The sequence below is a fragment of the Solirhodobacter sp. genome (assembly GCF_964715405.1).
In genome coordinates, this window is record NZ_CBAICG010000063.1 from 1 (window position 1) to 14,570 (window position 14,570).

Here is a 14,570-nt window from a genome sequence, read left to right on the forward strand (position 1 = left end):
ACCTCGTCCAGCAGGTCGTCGACCTGCATGGCGACGGGGCGGATCTCGATCTGTGGGTCGACGAGGCCGGTGGGGCGGATCACCTGTTCGGTGAAGGCGCCGCCGGTCTGCTCCATCTCCCACGCGGCGGGGGTGGCGGAGACAAAGACCGATTGCGGCCGCATCGCGTCCCATTCCTCGAACTTCAGGGGGCGGTTGTCCATGCAGGAGGGCAGCCGGAAGCCATACTCGGCCAGCGTGAACTTGCGCCGGTAGTCGCCCTTGTACATGCCGCCGATCTGCGGGACCGAGACGTGGGATTCGTCGGCAAAGACGATCGCGTTGTCGGGTATGAACTCGAACAGCGTCGGCGGCGGCTCGCCGGGGGCGCGGCCGGTGAGGTAGCGCGAGTAGTTCTCGATGCCGTTGCAGACGCCGGTGGCCTCCAGCATCTCGAGGTCGAAGTTGGTGCGCTGCTCAAGGCGCTGGGCTTCGAGCAGCTTGGCCTCAGAGGTGAGTTGCTTCAGGCGCTGGAACAGTTCGGCTTTGATCCCCTTGATCGCCTGCTGCATGGTCGGGCGCGGGGTGACATAGTGCGAATTGGCGTAGATGCGGATCTGCTTGAAGGTGTCGGTCTTGGCTCCGGTCAGCGGGTCGAATTCGGTGATGGATTCCAGCTCGTTGCCGAAGAAGGAAAAGCGCCAGGCGCGGTCTTCGAGGTGGGCGGGCCAGACTTCGACCACGTCGCCGCGGACGCGGAAGGAGCCGCGCGTGAAGGCAGCATCGTTGCGGCGGTAGGCTTGCGCGACGAGTTCCGTGAGGAAGCCGCGCTGGTCGTAGGATTTGCCGGTGACCATGTCCTGAGTCATGGCGGAGTAGGTTTCCACCGAGCCGATGCCGTAGATGCAGGAGACCGAGGCGACGATGATGACGTCGTCGCGTTCCAGAAGCGCCCGCGTGGCGGAGTGGCGCATCCGGTCGATCTGTTCGTTGATCTGTGATTCCTTCTCGATATAGGTGTCCGACCGGGCGACATAGGCCTCGGGCTGGTAGTAGTCGTAATAGCTTACGAAATACTCAACGGCATTGTCGGGGAAGAAGCCCTTGAACTCGGCGTAAAGCTGGGCGGCGAGGGTCTTGTTGGGCGCAAGAATGATCGCCGGGCGCTGAGTTTCCTCGATCACCTTGGCCATGGTGAAGGTCTTGCCGGTGCCGGTGGCGCCCAGCAGCACCTGATCGCGCTCGCCCGCCCGCACCCCGGCGCTGAGTTCGGCGATGGCGGTGGGCTGGTCGCCTGCGGGCTTGAATGGCGTCTGCATCACGAAACGGCGGCCGCCCTCCAGCTTTGGCCGGGTCAGCACCTCGGGGCGGGGCGAGGGAGTATTGGTGTTGTTGTGCGGCATCGGACGATTCCCTTCGGGTAGGCCAGATTTGATCTGTTTTTGTTCTGGTTCAAGCCCTGCGGGCAGATGCCGCCCGGAACGGCGATGTGACGGTGAATTTTTCTCGTCGAAGGCCGGTTTTGTTAAGCATCCCTCAACTCTCCGGTCGCTAATGTGGCTTTGCAAGCAGCAGAAGGTTGCCGGCTGGGGGCCACACCCACCCCACCCCTCGCTCCCCGGCGTCCGGCCGGCAACCGGCTGACTTGCGGGATTCATCTCGGTGTTGGCGGAGGTGCATGGGCGGAACGAGAGTGGAAAAGGTCCGGATGGTCGGGCGGGCAGGGCGTGGCGGCGCCTGGTCGGCTCGCGGTTCCGGACGACGGACACAGCACGCCTCGGCTCTTGCGTCGGGCGCGCGCATCCGGGATAACAGGGCCGGTTTCGACGGAGGTTTGTCCCATGCGCGCCCGCATCTATCAGCCTGCCAGGACCGCGATGCAGTCCGGCACCGCCAAGACGCATACCTGGGTGCTGGAGTTCGCTCCGGCCAGCGCGCGCGAAGTGGACCCGCTGATGGGCTGGACCAGTTCGTCCGACATGCAAGGCCAGGTGCGGCTGCGGTTCGAGACTCAGGCCGAGGCGGAAGGCTATGCGCAGGAAAACGGCATCGGCTACGACGTGATCCAGCCCCATGCGCGCAAGCCGAACATTCGGCCGCGCGGTTACGGCGAGAATTTCGCGACCGACCGCCGCACGGTCTGGACGCACTGATCTTGCAGATCCGGCTGGATGATCCGCTGTCGGCTGAGGTGGCGCCGCTTATCGCGCGGCATCTGCAACTGATGCGCGATACCTCACCGCCCGAGTCGGTCCACGCGCTCGACGCCTCCGGGCTCGCGGTGCCCGAAGTGCGGTTCTACACGCTGCGCGAGGCTGACGGCCAGGTGCTGGGCACGGGCGCGGTGAAGCAACTGACCGGCGCGCATGGCGAGATCAAGTCGATGCACATCCTTGCCGAGGCGCGAGGGCGCGGGCTGGCGCGCGTGATGCTGGATCATCTGATCGGCGTGGCGCGCGCGACGGGCTGGGACCGGCTGAGCCTGGAGACGGGGGTGGAGGACGCCTTTGCCCCGGCGCGCGCGCTTTATGCCCGGGCGGGTTTCGTTCAATGCCCGCCGTTCGAGGGGTATTGGGCTGACCCGAACAGCCATTTCATGACGCTGGCACTCTAGCCACCTCAGATCACCTTGTGGAAGATGAAGACGGCGCCGAGTCCGATGAAGGCGAAGCCGACGGCGTGGTTCAGCGTCAGCGGTTCCTTGAGGTAGAGCCAGGAGAACACGGCGAAGACGCACAGGGTGATGATTTCCTGGATCGTCTTCAACTGCGCCGCGTTGAACGCCGAACTGCCGATGCGATTTGCGGGCACCTGCAGCAGATACTCGAAGAAGGCGATCCCCCAACTGATCACGATCACCAGCAGCAGCGGCGCTGCCTTGAAGCGAAGATGGCCGTACCAGGCAAAGGTCATGAAGATGTTGGACAAGAACAGCAGGCCGACGGTGATGACCGGGACGGGAAGCGACAGCATGGGAAACCTCTTCGTTCGTGCGCAGGACGGGTTTAGAGGGGCGCGGCGGCAAGGGCCAGATGCTTCGCGCAGGACTCATTCGCAGATTTGCAGTTCGCAAAAATTCCTCGTGGATGTATTTGCAAATTTTCTCAAAATCGCTTCCTGCCCTGCCGTGCCGCAGTTATGGTGCCGCCGGACGACGGGCGGAGGGGGCTTCGATGAAGGACATCCTGCTGGAACTGGAGGGCCGCCGGGCGGCGGCGCGTCAGGGCGGCGGCGAACGGCGCATCGCGGCGCAGCATTCCAAGGGCAAGCTGACCGCGCGCGAACGCATCGAGTTGCTGCTCGACGAGGGCTCGTTCGAAGAGTTCGACATGTTCGTGCGCCACCGCTGCACCGATTTCGGCATGGAGGCGGAGCGCCCGGCGGGCGATGGCGTGGTGACGGGCTGGGGCACGGTGAACGGCCGCATGGTCTATGTCTTCTCGCAGGATTTCACCGTGTTCGGCGGTTCGCTGAGCGAGACGCACGCCGAGAAGATTTGCAAGATCATGGACATGGCGGTGCAGAACGGGGCGCCGGTGATCGGGCTGAACGACTCGGGCGGGGCGCGGATTCAGGAGGGCGTGGCGAGCCTCGCCGGCTACGCCGAGGTGTTTCAGCGCAACATCATGGCCTCGGGTGTGGTGCCGCAGATCAGCGTCATCATGGGCCCCTGCGCGGGCGGGGCGGTCTATTCCCCGGCGATGACCGACTTCATCTTCATGGTGCGCGATTCGTCCTACATGTTCGTCACCGGCCCCGACGTGGTGAAGACGGTGACGAACGAGATCGTCACCGCCGAGGAACTGGGCGGGGCGAAGACGCATACGTCGAAATCCTCGGTCGCCGATGGCGCTTTCGCCGATGACGTCGAGGCGATGATGGAGGTGCGGCGGCTGATCGACTTCCTGCCCGCGTCCAACCGCGAAAAGCCCCCCGTCCGGCCGTTCTTCGACGATCCGGCCCGGCTGGAGCCAAGCCTCGACACGCTGATCCCGGACAACCCGAACCAGCCCTACGACATGAAGGAGCTGATCCTGAAGCTGTCCGACGAGTCGGATTTCTACGAGATTCAGGAAGACTTCGCGAAGAACATCATCACCGGCTTCATCCGGCTGGAAGGCTCCACCGTCGGCGTGGTGGCGAACCAGCCGATGGTGCTGGCCGGGTGCCTGGATATCGACTCCAGCCGCAAGGCCGCGCGCTTCGTGCGGTTCTGCGACGCGTTCGAGATTCCGATCCTGACGCTGGTCGACGTGCCGGGCTTCCTGCCGGGCACCGGGCAGGAATATGGCGGCGTGATCAAGCACGGGGCGAAACTGCTGTTTGCCTATGGCGAGGCGACGGTGCCGAAGGTGACGGTGATCACCCGCAAGGCCTATGGCGGGGCCTATGACGTGATGGCCTCCAAGCACCTGCGGGGCGATTTCAACTATGCCTGGCCCACCGCCGAGATCGCGGTGATGGGGGCCAAGGGGGCGACGGAAATCCTCTATCGCAGCGAATTGGGCGACAAGGAGAAGATCGCGCAGCGCACCAGCGATTACGAGGAGCGGTTCGCCAACCCCTTCGTGGCGGCCGAGAAGGGCTTCATCGACGAGGTCATCATGCCGCATTCGACACGCAAACGGGTGTGCCGGTCCTTCGCCTCGCTGCGCGGCAAGAAGCTGCAGAACCCTTGGAAGAAGCACGACAACATTCCGCTTTAGGGGGCTGCGATGCGGGCTGTACTGGCGGCGGCGGTGCTGATGGCGGGGGCGGCCCAGGCGGACGGGGTGCCCAGGGTGCCCTCGGGCCAGCCGGTGACGCTGCTGGAGGAAGTCTGGCCCGATCCGGGGGCGCCGGGCGAGAAGATCGCCCGCTTTCGGTTTGTGGCGCCCAAGCTGAGCAGGGGTGGCAAGACCGAAGACGACATGATGGCGCTGTGCGAGGCGGTGGCGCGGCCTGCGGTTGCGTCCGAGGGGGCGAAGGTGGACCAGGTCGTGGTGTCATTGGCGCAGGCGCCGCTGAAACTGGGCGAGCAGCGGCCCGATGTGGTGCAGGTGTTCGAAGCCTATGTGATCGACGACGGCCACTGCGCGCTGGCCGGGTTGTGAGGAGAAGAAGATGCTGAAGCACCGCCGCTTTCCCGGCCGTCTGCCGGGAACCGACCATCAGTTCGTCATCCGGCGGGCGAATCATCGCATCGGGGTGGCGAAATTGATCGTGCGCGAACGCTTTGCCGATCGGCGACCGGGGGATCGGGCGGCGGATGCGGCCTTCCTTGCCGCGCTCTGGGATCATTTCGGCGAAGAGCCGTTCGAGCGCGGCAACCTCGACGCCGGGCGGCTGAGCTGGCTGTTCATGCGCGAGGTGGTGCCCGCCGAAGACCCGTTCGACCCGGAAAACTATGAGGCGCTGTTGAAGATCGACCTGAAACGGGCGCGCGCGGCCTTTCCCGAGGTGTTCGACGACGGGCACTCGGCATGAACCCGCGCAACCCGGGGCTGCACCGGCAATCTCTTGCCCATCGGGCGGCACGCGCGCCGAAGCGGTTTGACCGGGCCGCCGGTTTTGGCATCATGGGTGCCGGGGCGTGTGTTCAGACGGCTGCGCCCCGGACGATCCAGAACTGTGACCCCTTCCCTTTCCTCTGGTCCGACCCTTCCCGGGTCGGGCCGTTTTTTCAGGCCGGGGCCGCATATTCCAACGGAGGCAGAGCACCAATATGGATTCCCTCAAGTTCACCGCCGTCCTTGTGCTCGTTCTTGCGCTGGCGGGCTGCTTGCAGAACGACACCCAGCGGGGCGTGGCCGGCGCCGTCGGCGGTGCGGCGATTGCCGGGGCAACCGGCGGCAACCTGGCGACCGGCGCCGTCATCGGCGGTGCGGCGGGCGTCTTCTGCCGCGACCTCAACGTTCCGGGCTGCCGCAACTGACGCGACCTTGGCGCCGCACGCGCCGGAACAAAGATGACCTGCGCCATCGGGGCCCCGTGCCCCGGTGGCGTTTTCGTTTGCGCGACCGGGCCTGAACGGCTGGCGCGACTGGGGAAGGGACGACGATGTTTGACAAGATCCTGATTGCCAACCGGGGCGAGATTGCCTGCCGCGTGATCAAGACGGCCCGCAAGGTGGGCATCAAGACGGTGGCGGTCTATTCCGACGCCGATCGCAACGCGCTGCACGTCAGCATGGCCGACGAGGCGATCCATATCGGCCCGGCGCCGGCCAATCAGTCGTATATCGTGATCGACAAGGTGATGGCGGCGGTGCGGGCCTCGGGGGCGCAGGCGGTGCATCCGGGCTATGGCTTCCTGTCGGAAAACCGCGCCTTCGCGGCGGCGCTGGAGGCCGAGGGGGTGGTGTTCATCGGCCCGCCGTCGCCCGCGATCGAGGCGATGGGCGACAAGATCACCTCGAAGAAGATCGCGATGGCGGCGGGGGTATCCACCGTGCCGGGCTACATGGGCCTGATCGCAGACGCGGACGAGGCGGTGAAGATCGCGGGCCAGGTCGGCTATCCGGTGATGATCAAGGCCTCGGCGGGCGGCGGCGGCAAGGGGATGCGGATCGCCTGGAACGATCTGGAGGCGCGCGAGGGCTTTCAGGCATCGAAGAACGAGGCGGCGGCGAGTTTTGGCGACGACCGCATCTTCATCGAGAAGTTCGTGACCCAGCCGCGCCATATCGAGATTCAGGTGCTGGCCGACCAGCACGGCAACTGCGTCTACCTGCACGAACGCGAATGCTCGATCCAGCGGCGGAACCAGAAGGTGATCGAAGAGGCGCCCTCGCCCTTCCTCGATGAAACCACCCGCAAGGCGATGGGCGAACAGGCCTGCGCGCTGGCGAAGGCGGTGGGCTACACCAGCGCCGGCACGGTGGAGTTCATCGTCGATAGTGAACGGAAGTTCTACTTTCTGGAGATGAACACCCGCTTGCAGGTCGAACATCCGGTGACGGAACTGATCACCGGCATCGACCTGGTGGAGCAGATGATCCGCGTGGCGAATGGCGAGCCGCTGCCGTTCCGGCAGGAGGACCTGAGGATCAACGGCTGGGCGATGGAAAGCCGCCTTTACGCCGAAGACCCGTTCCGCAAGTTCCTGCCGTCGATCGGTCGCCTCAGCCGCTATCGGCCGCCGGCCGAAGTGGCGACACCGACCCATGCCGTGCGCAACGATACCGGCGTGTTCGAGGGCGGCGAGATCAGCAGGTATTACGACCCGATGATCGCCAAGCTGTGCACCTGGGGGCCGGACCGGGCCGCCGCCATCGCGGGGATGAGCAGCGCACTCGATGCCTTCGAGGTCGAGGGGATCGGGCATAACCTGCCCTTCCTCGCCGCGGTGATGGGCCATCCCCGCTTCATCTCGGGCGCGATCACCACGGCCTTCATCGAGGAAGAATATCCCGACGGCTTCAAGGGCGTGACCCCGGACGCCGAAGGGATGCGGCGGCTGGCGGCCGTGGCCGCCCATATGAAGATGCTGAAAGAGGCGCGGGCGGCGAAAATCTCGGGCGCGATGGCCAATCACCGGCGGCGGGTGGAACCCGACTACGTCATCTTCCTTGGCCGCGAGATGCATCCGGTCCACATCGTCGAGACGCCCGAAGGCACCGATGTGACCTTCGAGGATGGCGGGCGCTATGAGGTGCGCACCGGCTGGCGGCCGGGCGAGCCGCTGTTCCGCGCCATGATCGGCGGCACCGAGATGATCGTGAAGGTCGCCTATGTGCGCGGCGGCGCGCGGCTGCGCTGGCGCGGCGCCGACATCAAGGCGGTGGTGCGGACCCCGCGCGAGGCCGAACTGGCCGCGCTGATGCCGGAGAAGGCGGCGCCCGACACGTCGAAGTTCCTGCTCTGCCCGATGCCGGGCCTCGTGGTGAAGATCATGGTGGCCGAGGGCGACGAGGTGCAGGAGGGGCAGGCGCTGGCGACCGTCGAGGCGATGAAGATGGAAAACACGCTGCGCGCCGAACGGCAGGGCGTGGTGAAACGGGTGGCGACGCAAGCAGGCGCGAGCCTGAAGGTGGATGAGGTGATCCTCGAATTCGTGTGACGCGGGGCCGGGGAACGGAAGGACGACGACGATGGACGACGCGATCAAGGGCTGGACGACACTGGCGACCAAAGAGCTGAAGGGGAAATCGCCCGACAGCCTGACGTGGCAGACGCTGGAAGGCATTGCCGTCAAGCCGCTTTACACCGAGGTGGACGTGGTCGGCCTGCCGCACATGGGGGGCGTGCCGGGCGTGGCACCCTTCACGCGCGGGGTGCGGGCGACGATGTATGCCGGGCGGCCCTGGACGATCCGGCAATACGCGGGCTTTTCCACCGCTGAGGAGTCGAACGCCTTCTACCGGCGTGCGCTGGCCGCCGGGCAGCAGGGCGTGTCGGTCGCCTTCGATCTGGCGACCCATCGCGGCTATGACAGCGACCATCCGCGAGTGGAGGGGGACGTTGGCAAGGCGGGCGTGGCGATCGACAGCGTCGAGGACATGAAGATCCTGTTCGACGGCATCCCGCTGGACAAGGTTTCGGTGTCGATGACGATGAACGGCGCGGTGATCCCGATCCTCGCCAGTTTCATCGTTGCGGGCGAAGAGCAGGGGGTGGCGCGGGCGGACCTGTCCGGCACGATTCAGAACGACATCCTGAAAGAGTTCATGGTGCGCAACACCTATGTGTATCCGCCCGAACCCTCGATGCGGATCATCGCCGACATCATCGAATACACCGCGGCTGAGATGCCGAAGTTCAACTCGATCAGCATCTCCGGCTACCACATGCAGGAGGCGGGCGCGAACCTGGTGCAAGAACTGGGCTTCACCCTAGCCGACGGGCGCGAATACGTTCGCGCGGCGCTGGCGCGGGGCATGGATGTGGACGATTTCGCCGGGCGGCTGTCGTTCTTCTTCGCCATCGGGATGAATTTCTTCATGGAGGCGGCGAAACTGCGCGCGGCGCGGCTGCTGTGGCACCGCATCATGACCGAGTTCGGCGCGAAGAAACCCGGCAGCCTGATGTTGCGCACCCATTGCCAGACCTCGGGCGTCAGCCTGCAGGAGCAGGACCCCTACAACAACGTGGTGCGCACGGCGTATGAGGCGATGGCGGCGGCGCTGGGCGGCACGCAAAGCCTGCACACCAACGCGCTGGACGAGGCGATGGCGCTGCCCACCGAGTTCAGCGCCCGGATCGCGCGGAACACGCAACTGATCCTGCAGGAAGAGACGGGGATCACCCATGTCGTCGATCCGCTGGCGGGGTCGTACTACGTCGAAAGCCTGACGGCGGACCTGGCCGACAAGGCCTGGGCGCTGATCAAGGAAATCGAGGAGATGGGTGGCATGACCAAGGCGGTCGCCTCGGGTATGCCGAAGCTGCGGATCGAGGAGTCGGCCGCGCGGCGGCAGGCGATGATCGATCGCGGCGAGGAGGTCATCGTCGGCGTCAACAAGTACCGGCTGGCGAAGGAGGATCACCTCGACATTCTCGACATCGACAACGCCATGGTGCGCGCAAACCAGATCGCGCGGCTGAAGCAGGTGCGCGCCAGCCGCGACACGGCGGCCTGCGATGCGGCGCTGGCGGAACTGGAGCGGCGGGCGCGCGAGGGCGGCAACCTTCTGGAGGCGGCGGTTGTGGCGGCGCGGGCGCGGGCGAGCGTGGGAGAGATTTCGATGGCGATGGAAAAGGTGTTCGGGCGGCATCGCGCCGAGGTCAAGACCCTCGCCGGGGTCTACGGCGCGGCTTACGAGGGCGACGCGGGCTTTGCCGCGATCCAGAAGGACGTCGAGGCCTTCGCCGAGGAGGAGGGGCGGCGGCCCCGCATGCTGGTGGTGAAGATGGGTCAGGATGGCCACGACCGTGGCGCCAAGGTGATCGCGACGGCCTTCGCCGATATCGGCTTCGACGTCGACGTGGGGCCGCTGTTCCAGACCCCGGAAGAGGCCGCGCAGGATGCCATTGACAACGATGTGCATGTGGTGGGGATTTCCAGCCAGGCGGCGGGCCACAAGACACTGGCGCCGAAGCTGGTCGAGGCGCTGAAGGCGGCCGGGGCCGGGGAGATTCTGGTGATCTGCGGCGGCGTCATTCCGCAGCAGGACTATCCGTTCCTCTACGACCATGGCGTCAAGGCGATCTTCGGGCCGGGGACCAATATCCCGGCCGCAGCGAAGGATATCCTGGCCCTGATCCGGGCCGCGCGGGACTGAGGCCGCCGGGGGGCTGTCTGCCCCCCGGACCCCCCGAGGATATTTCAGGACCGAAAGTTGGGGGCGGGTCAGTCCGCCGTTGGGGCGAGGCGCAGCACGATGAAGCCCAGCACCGCCGAGACGATGGAGCCTGCAAGGACGCCGAAGCGGACCTCGTTCATCCGCAGCGCGTCGTCGAAGCTGAGCGAGCCGATGAAGAGCGACATCGTGAAGCCGATCCCCGCGAGGCAGGCGAGGCCCCAGATATGGACCCAGTCGGCGCCCTCCGGCATCCGGGCGACACCGGTCTTCACCAGCGCCCAGATCAGGCCGAAGACGCCCATCTGCTTACCGATCACGAGGCCCGCCGCGATGCCGAGGGGCAGCGCGGAGGTCATGTCGTTCAGCGTCAGCCCCGAAAGCGAGACACCGGCATTGGCGAAGGCGAAGATCGGCACGATCAGGAAATAGACGTAAGGCGTCAGCCCGTGCTCGATCGCGTGCAGGGGCGATTTGCCAAAGCGGTCCCGGATCGGAATGAAGAAGGCGGTGATCACACCCGCCAACGTGGGATGGACGCCGCTTTCCAGCACGCAGGCCCAAAGCGCAACGCCGATCAGGATCGTCGGCGCGACCCGGTGCGCGCCGATCCGGTGCCGCCACCACAGCAGCGCAAGCGGGATGAGGGCGAGCAGCAGGAAATCGGTGTGCAGTTCCTGGGTGTAAAAGAGGGCGATGATGACGATGGCCCCCATGTCGTCGAGAATCGCGAGCGTCAGCAGGAAGATTTTCAGCGACGGCGGCACCCGATTGCCGACCAGCGCGAGCACGCCGACGGCAAAGGCGATATCGGTGGCGGCCGGGATCGCCCAGCCCTGCCGGGTGGCCGGATCGGCCGCATTGAAGGCGAGGTAGATCAGCGCGGGCACCGCCATGCCGCCCAGCGCGGCAAGGCCCGGCAACACCACGTCGCGCGGGTTGCGAAGCTTGCCCTCGACGATCTCGCGCTTCAGTTCCAGCCCGATCAGGAAGAAGAACACCGCCATCAGCCCGTCATTGATCCACAGGATCAGGGGCTTGGACAGGCCATGCCCCTCGACCAGCACCGACAGCTTCACGTCAAGCAGGTGGTTGTACTGCGGCGCGAATGGCGAGTTCGCCACGATCATCGCCAGCGCGGCGGCGGCCAGAAGCAGGACGCCCCCGGCAGCGTCGCCGCGCAGCAGGCGGCTGAGAGCGGTGAAAAGGCGCATGGGGTCCGTCTCCGTCTGGATGTCGCGACCGAGATAGGCCAGCAGGCGGAGCTTGTGAAGCCGCAACAGCGGGGTAGGATGTGGCGGCGGCAGGAGGCTGGCATGGAACTGGACCATTTCGCGGTAACCGCCGAGACGCTCGAAGAGGGCACGGCGGCGGTGGAGGCGGCGCTGGGCGTTGCCCTGCAGCCGGGTGGTCGGCACGACCTGATGGCCACCCACAACCGGCTGCTGGGGCTGGGCGACGTGTATCTGGAGGTGATCGCGATCGACCCGGAGGGGGTGGCGCCGGGGCGGCCGCGCTGGTTCGACATCGACCGGTTCGCGGGGCGGGTGCGGTTGACGAACTGGATTGCGCGGTGTGATGATCTCGACACCGAGGTGGCGGCCGCCCCGGCGGGCGCGGGCGTGCCGCTGGCCTTCTCGCGGGGCGATCTGCGCTGGCGAATGGCGGTTCCGCAGGATGGACGGCTGCCGTTCGACGGCGGATATCCGGCGCTGATCCAGTGGGCCGGGGCCGCGCATCCGGTGCAGCGGCAGGAGGATAGCGGCTGTCGCCTGATCCGGCTGGAGATCGCGCATCCGCATGCGGCGGCGCTGCGGGCGGCGCTGGCGGGGCGGCTGGCGGACCCGCGGGTGGTGATCGTCGATGGCCCGGCGAAGGCGATGCGGGCCGAGATCGCGACGCCGCACGGGTTGCGGGTGCTGGAATGATCCGGCCCGCCACGGCCGCCGATTGTGCTGCCATCGCGGCGATCTGGAACCCGATCATCCGCGACACGGCGATCACCTTCACCGGCGTCGAGAAGACCGAGACGGGGCTGGCCGCGATGCTGGATGACAAGGCCGTGGCCGGGTTTCCCGTCCTCGTGGCCGACGACGGCGGCGTGCTGGGCTTTGCCACCTACGGCACGTTTCGCAACGGGCCCGGCTATGCGCGCACGGCGGAGCATACGATCCTGCTGGGGCCGCAAGCGCGCGGGCGCGGCGTGGGCCGGGCGCTGATGGCGGCGCTGGAGGATGATGCGCGCGGGCGCGGCATTCATTCGCTCTGGGCCGGGGTCAGCGCGGAAAATCCGGCCGGGCGCGCCTTTCATGCCGCGATCGGCTATGCCGAGGTTGCAGTGCTTCCCGAGGTGGGCTGGAAATTCGGCCGCTGGCTGGACCTTGTGCTGATGCAGAAAATGCTTCGATGACGCGCTGACAGCCGCGGCGGGGGCGTTTATGCTGCCCCCCATGTCGATCTGGACCCGCATCACCGAAGCCATTGCCGCGCTTGCAAAAGGCGAGGGCCTGGCTGCGCTGTTCGAGCGGAAGACCGCGCCCGACCGATCGGTTGCCTTCACCATCGCGGTGATCGCGCTGGGCGCGAAGATGGCCAAGGCCGACGGGCAGGTGACGCGCGACGAGGTGGCGGCCTTCCGTGAGGTCTTCACGATCCCGCCCGGCGAAGAAGCGAATGCGGCCCGCGTCTTCAACCTTGCCCGGCAGGACGTGGCGGGATTCGAAGTCTACGCCCGCCGCATCCGCCGCATGTTCAACGGCGAGGAGAAGGTTCTGATCGACCTGCTCGAAGGGCTGTTTCACATTGCGGTGGCCGATGGCGACTACCACCCGAACGAAGATGCCTTTCTGCGGGAGGTGGCCGGAGCGCTGGGGCTGGGTGACCGCTGTTTCCGCGCGATGCGGGCGCGCTATGTCGAAGATGCGCCGCGCGATCCATACGATGTGCTGGGCGTGGCGCATGATGCGCCGCTGCCCGCGATCCGTGAAGCGTGGAAACAGGCAGTGCGCGACAGCCACCCCGACCGGCTGCTGGCGCGCGGCGTGCCCGCCGAGGCGGTGAAACTGGCCGAGCGGCGGCTGATCGCTGTCAACGCGGCCTGGGACGAGATCAGCCGCGCCTACGCGGCCTGAGCGGATGCGGATCGCGCTGCTCTCCGATCACGACCGGCTCGGCGCGGGGCATGACCCGATGGGCAACTCGGGTCCGGAGGTGTAGGATGGCGGCATGAAGACGCTTGCCCTTCTTTGCGCGCTGGTGCTTGGCCTTCCGGCAGGACCGGCGCGGGCCGACGACATCGGCCGTGGCGCGAGCCTGCTGGATCAGGGCGCGCAACTGCTGCTGAAGGGCCTGCTGGATCAGGTGACGCCTGCGCTGAAAGACCTCGGCCGCCAGATCGGCGACCTGAGCGATTATTACTTGCCCGAGATCCTGCCCAACGGCGACATCCTGATCCGCCGCAAGGTGCCGCTGACTCCGGTGCTGCCCGGCACGCCGGGCAACGGGATCGACCTTTAGGGCGAACCGCGTTTATCCTGGATCAGGATTCGCCCCAAGAGGTGGGCGAATTCTGATGGTGTCGCGTCAGACAAGCCGAAATTCGCGCTAGTTCAAGTCCGTATCTGGTTGAATCTGAATACGGATTCCCCGGATCGATGTGGTGTGAGTCATGACCTGCCCCCCCTGAAGTTTCCTCAGTCTGATGTAGAGTCTGCCCAACCTGAAGGAGCAGACGAGATGAGGACGAGCCGTTTCACCGAGGCGCAGATTATCGGGATGATCAAAGAGCAGGAGGCTGGTTTGCCGACTGCCGAGTTGTGCCGGAAGCATGGACTGAGTCCTGCGACGTTCTACAAGCTGAAGGCCAAGTATGGAGGGATGGAGCTGTCCGACGCCAAGCGGTTGAAGCAGCTTGAGGAAGAGAACGCGAAGCTGAAGCGCCTGGTGGCAGATATCATGCTCGACAATGTGGTTCTGAAGGATGTGCTGGGAAAGCCCTGACGTCGAGCCATTGTGCGCCATTGGTTCGAGCCCAATGGCGAGGGATGCAACGGCGGGACGCGGTGCTGCGGGCGATGAAGGGGCATCCGATCTCTCAGCGCCGGACCTGCGTCCTGATCGGTGTCGATCCGAGGACCGTGCGGCGCGAGAGGCCGCCCGACAACCCGGAGATCCGTTTTGAAATGAACAAGGTCGCCGAGAAGCGGCGCCGGTTTGGCGATCGAGGCGATCGAGGTGATCAAAGGGTGATAGATCCGGGCGTTGTAATGGCCATTCCACTCCGCCTTCGGCTGGTGGCCATGAACCTCGATCGGCGCGCTGTCGACGTCGAGCGTCACGCAGGCTATCTTCTTTCCGCCCCGCTCGGCCCTGA

Annotated in this window: 15 protein-coding genes and 1 pseudogene; 13 read left to right on the plus strand and 3 right to left on the minus strand. The window is 66.1% G+C overall.

From position 1 onward, the window contains the following. Positions 1-1,382, minus strand: a 1,382-nt coding sequence (locus AC11WY_RS18055) for a DEAD/DEAH box helicase family protein (protein WP_482928065.1), incomplete at its 3' end; no start/stop codon positions are given. A 438-nt stretch (positions 1,383-1,820) separates the two neighbouring features. Between AC11WY_RS18055 and AC11WY_RS18060 the strand changes: the two genes are divergently transcribed. Both AC11WY_RS18060 and AC11WY_RS18065 read left to right on the plus strand, forming a co-directional pair. Then, positions 1,821-2,132, plus strand: a complete 312-nt coding sequence (locus tag AC11WY_RS18060; RefSeq protein ID WP_482928067.1) for an ETC complex I subunit — start codon at positions 1,821-1,823, stop codon at positions 2,130-2,132. Then, positions 2,132-2,593, plus strand: coding sequence for a GNAT family N-acetyltransferase (locus AC11WY_RS18065; protein ID WP_482928092.1), 462 nt, complete (start codon positions 2,132-2,134; stop codon positions 2,591-2,593). Before AC11WY_RS18060 ends, AC11WY_RS18065 begins: the two co-directional genes overlap by 1 nt. Before the next feature lie 5 nt (positions 2,594-2,598). Here AC11WY_RS18065 and AC11WY_RS18070 read toward each other — a convergent pair whose 3' ends face one another. After that, positions 2,599-2,952, minus strand: coding sequence for a DMT family protein (locus AC11WY_RS18070; RefSeq protein WP_482928069.1), 354 nt, complete (start codon positions 2,950-2,952; stop codon positions 2,599-2,601). Positions 2,953-3,152: 200 nt separating this feature from the next. Here AC11WY_RS18070 and AC11WY_RS18075 point away from each other — a divergent pair, with 200 nt between their 5' ends. The 6 genes from AC11WY_RS18075 (at position 3,153) to scpA (ending at position 10,180) form a co-directional block, all read left to right on the plus strand. Beyond that, on the plus strand, positions 3,153-4,685 hold the full coding sequence (locus AC11WY_RS18075; RefSeq protein WP_482928071.1) for an acyl-CoA carboxylase subunit beta: 1,533 nt from the start codon (positions 3,153-3,155) through the stop codon (positions 4,683-4,685). 9 nt (positions 4,686-4,694) lie between these two features. Next, a complete protein-coding gene (locus AC11WY_RS18080; RefSeq protein ID WP_482928073.1) occupies positions 4,695-5,072 on the plus strand; it encodes a DUF6497 family protein in 378 nt (125 codons plus the stop codon). A 10-nt stretch (positions 5,073-5,082) separates the two neighbouring features. Then, positions 5,083-5,445 (plus strand): hypothetical protein, encoded by a 363-nt coding sequence (locus AC11WY_RS18085; RefSeq protein WP_482928075.1) that lies wholly within the window; start codon positions 5,083-5,085, stop codon positions 5,443-5,445. Positions 5,446-5,683: 238 nt separating this feature from the next. After that, positions 5,684-5,893 carry a hypothetical protein gene (locus AC11WY_RS18090; RefSeq protein ID WP_482928077.1) on the plus strand — a complete coding sequence of 70 codons (210 nt, stop codon included), beginning with the start codon at positions 5,684-5,686 and terminating at the stop codon, positions 5,891-5,893. A 125-nt stretch (positions 5,894-6,018) separates the two neighbouring features. Further along, positions 6,019-8,019, plus strand: a complete 2,001-nt coding sequence (locus AC11WY_RS18095; RefSeq protein WP_482928079.1) for an acetyl-CoA carboxylase biotin carboxylase subunit — start codon at positions 6,019-6,021, stop codon at positions 8,017-8,019. A gap of 31 nt (positions 8,020-8,050) precedes the next feature. Then, entirely contained in the window at positions 8,051-10,180 is a 2,130-nt protein-coding gene (gene scpA, locus AC11WY_RS18100; protein ID WP_482928081.1) for a methylmalonyl-CoA mutase, read from the plus strand. 68 nt (positions 10,181-10,248) lie between these two features. Here the strand turns inward: scpA and nhaA are convergent, their stop codons facing one another. After that, positions 10,249-11,412, minus strand: a complete 1,164-nt coding sequence (nhaA, locus tag AC11WY_RS18105; RefSeq protein ID WP_482928083.1) for a Na+/H+ antiporter NhaA — start codon at positions 11,410-11,412, stop codon at positions 10,249-10,251. Positions 11,413-11,514: 102 nt separating this feature from the next. Between nhaA and AC11WY_RS18110 the strand changes: the two genes are divergently transcribed. The 5 genes and pseudogenes from AC11WY_RS18110 to AC11WY_RS18130 all read left to right on the plus strand — a co-directional run. Continuing rightward, positions 11,515-12,126, plus strand: coding sequence for a VOC family protein (locus AC11WY_RS18110; protein ID WP_482928085.1), 612 nt, complete (start codon positions 11,515-11,517; stop codon positions 12,124-12,126). Further along, positions 12,123-12,608, plus strand: coding sequence for a GNAT family N-acetyltransferase (locus tag AC11WY_RS18115; RefSeq protein WP_482928088.1), 486 nt, complete (start codon positions 12,123-12,125; stop codon positions 12,606-12,608). The genes AC11WY_RS18110 and AC11WY_RS18115 overlap by 4 nt, the downstream gene beginning before the upstream one ends. Positions 12,609-12,648: 40 nt before the next feature. Continuing rightward, positions 12,649-13,329 (plus strand): TerB family tellurite resistance protein, encoded by a 681-nt coding sequence (locus AC11WY_RS18120; RefSeq protein WP_482928094.1) that lies wholly within the window; start codon positions 12,649-12,651, stop codon positions 13,327-13,329. 94 nt (positions 13,330-13,423) lie between these two features. Next, positions 13,424-13,714, plus strand: coding sequence for an AAA+ family ATPase (locus tag AC11WY_RS18125; protein WP_482928090.1), 291 nt, complete (start codon positions 13,424-13,426; stop codon positions 13,712-13,714). Positions 13,715-13,933: 219 nt separating this feature from the next. Continuing rightward, a pseudogene (locus AC11WY_RS18130) lies at positions 13,934-14,421 on the plus strand (transposase); the annotation flags it as partial. Positions 14,422-14,570: the final 149 nt, after the last annotated feature.

Bases quoted from the DNA above. Each gene is read 5' to 3' on its own strand.
- AC11WY_RS18060 (WP_482928067.1), top strand. From the start codon at position 1,821: ATGCGCGCCCGCATCTATCAGCCTGCCAGGACCGCGATGCAGTCCGGC.
- AC11WY_RS18070 (WP_482928069.1), bottom strand. From the start codon at position 2,952: ATGCTGTCGCTTCCCGTCCCGGTCATCACCGTCGGCCTGCTGTTCTTG.
- AC11WY_RS18075 (WP_482928071.1), top strand. From the start codon at position 3,153: ATGAAGGACATCCTGCTGGAACTGGAGGGCCGCCGGGCGGCGGCGCGT.
- AC11WY_RS18080 (WP_482928073.1), top strand. From the start codon at position 4,695: ATGCGGGCTGTACTGGCGGCGGCGGTGCTGATGGCGGGGGCGGCCCAG.
- AC11WY_RS18085 (WP_482928075.1), top strand. From the start codon at position 5,083: ATGCTGAAGCACCGCCGCTTTCCCGGCCGTCTGCCGGGAACCGACCAT.
- AC11WY_RS18090 (WP_482928077.1), top strand. From the start codon at position 5,684: ATGGATTCCCTCAAGTTCACCGCCGTCCTTGTGCTCGTTCTTGCGCTG.
- AC11WY_RS18095 (WP_482928079.1), top strand. From the start codon at position 6,019: ATGTTTGACAAGATCCTGATTGCCAACCGGGGCGAGATTGCCTGCCGC.
- scpA (WP_482928081.1), top strand. From the start codon at position 8,051: ATGGACGACGCGATCAAGGGCTGGACGACACTGGCGACCAAAGAGCTG.
- nhaA (WP_482928083.1), bottom strand. From the start codon at position 11,412: ATGCGCCTTTTCACCGCTCTCAGCCGCCTGCTGCGCGGCGACGCTGCC.
- AC11WY_RS18110 (WP_482928085.1), top strand. From the start codon at position 11,515: ATGGAACTGGACCATTTCGCGGTAACCGCCGAGACGCTCGAAGAGGGC.
- AC11WY_RS18115 (WP_482928088.1), top strand. From the start codon at position 12,123: ATGATCCGGCCCGCCACGGCCGCCGATTGTGCTGCCATCGCGGCGATC.
- AC11WY_RS18120 (WP_482928094.1), top strand. From the start codon at position 12,649: ATGTCGATCTGGACCCGCATCACCGAAGCCATTGCCGCGCTTGCAAAA.
- AC11WY_RS18125 (WP_482928090.1), top strand. From the start codon at position 13,424: ATGAAGACGCTTGCCCTTCTTTGCGCGCTGGTGCTTGGCCTTCCGGCA.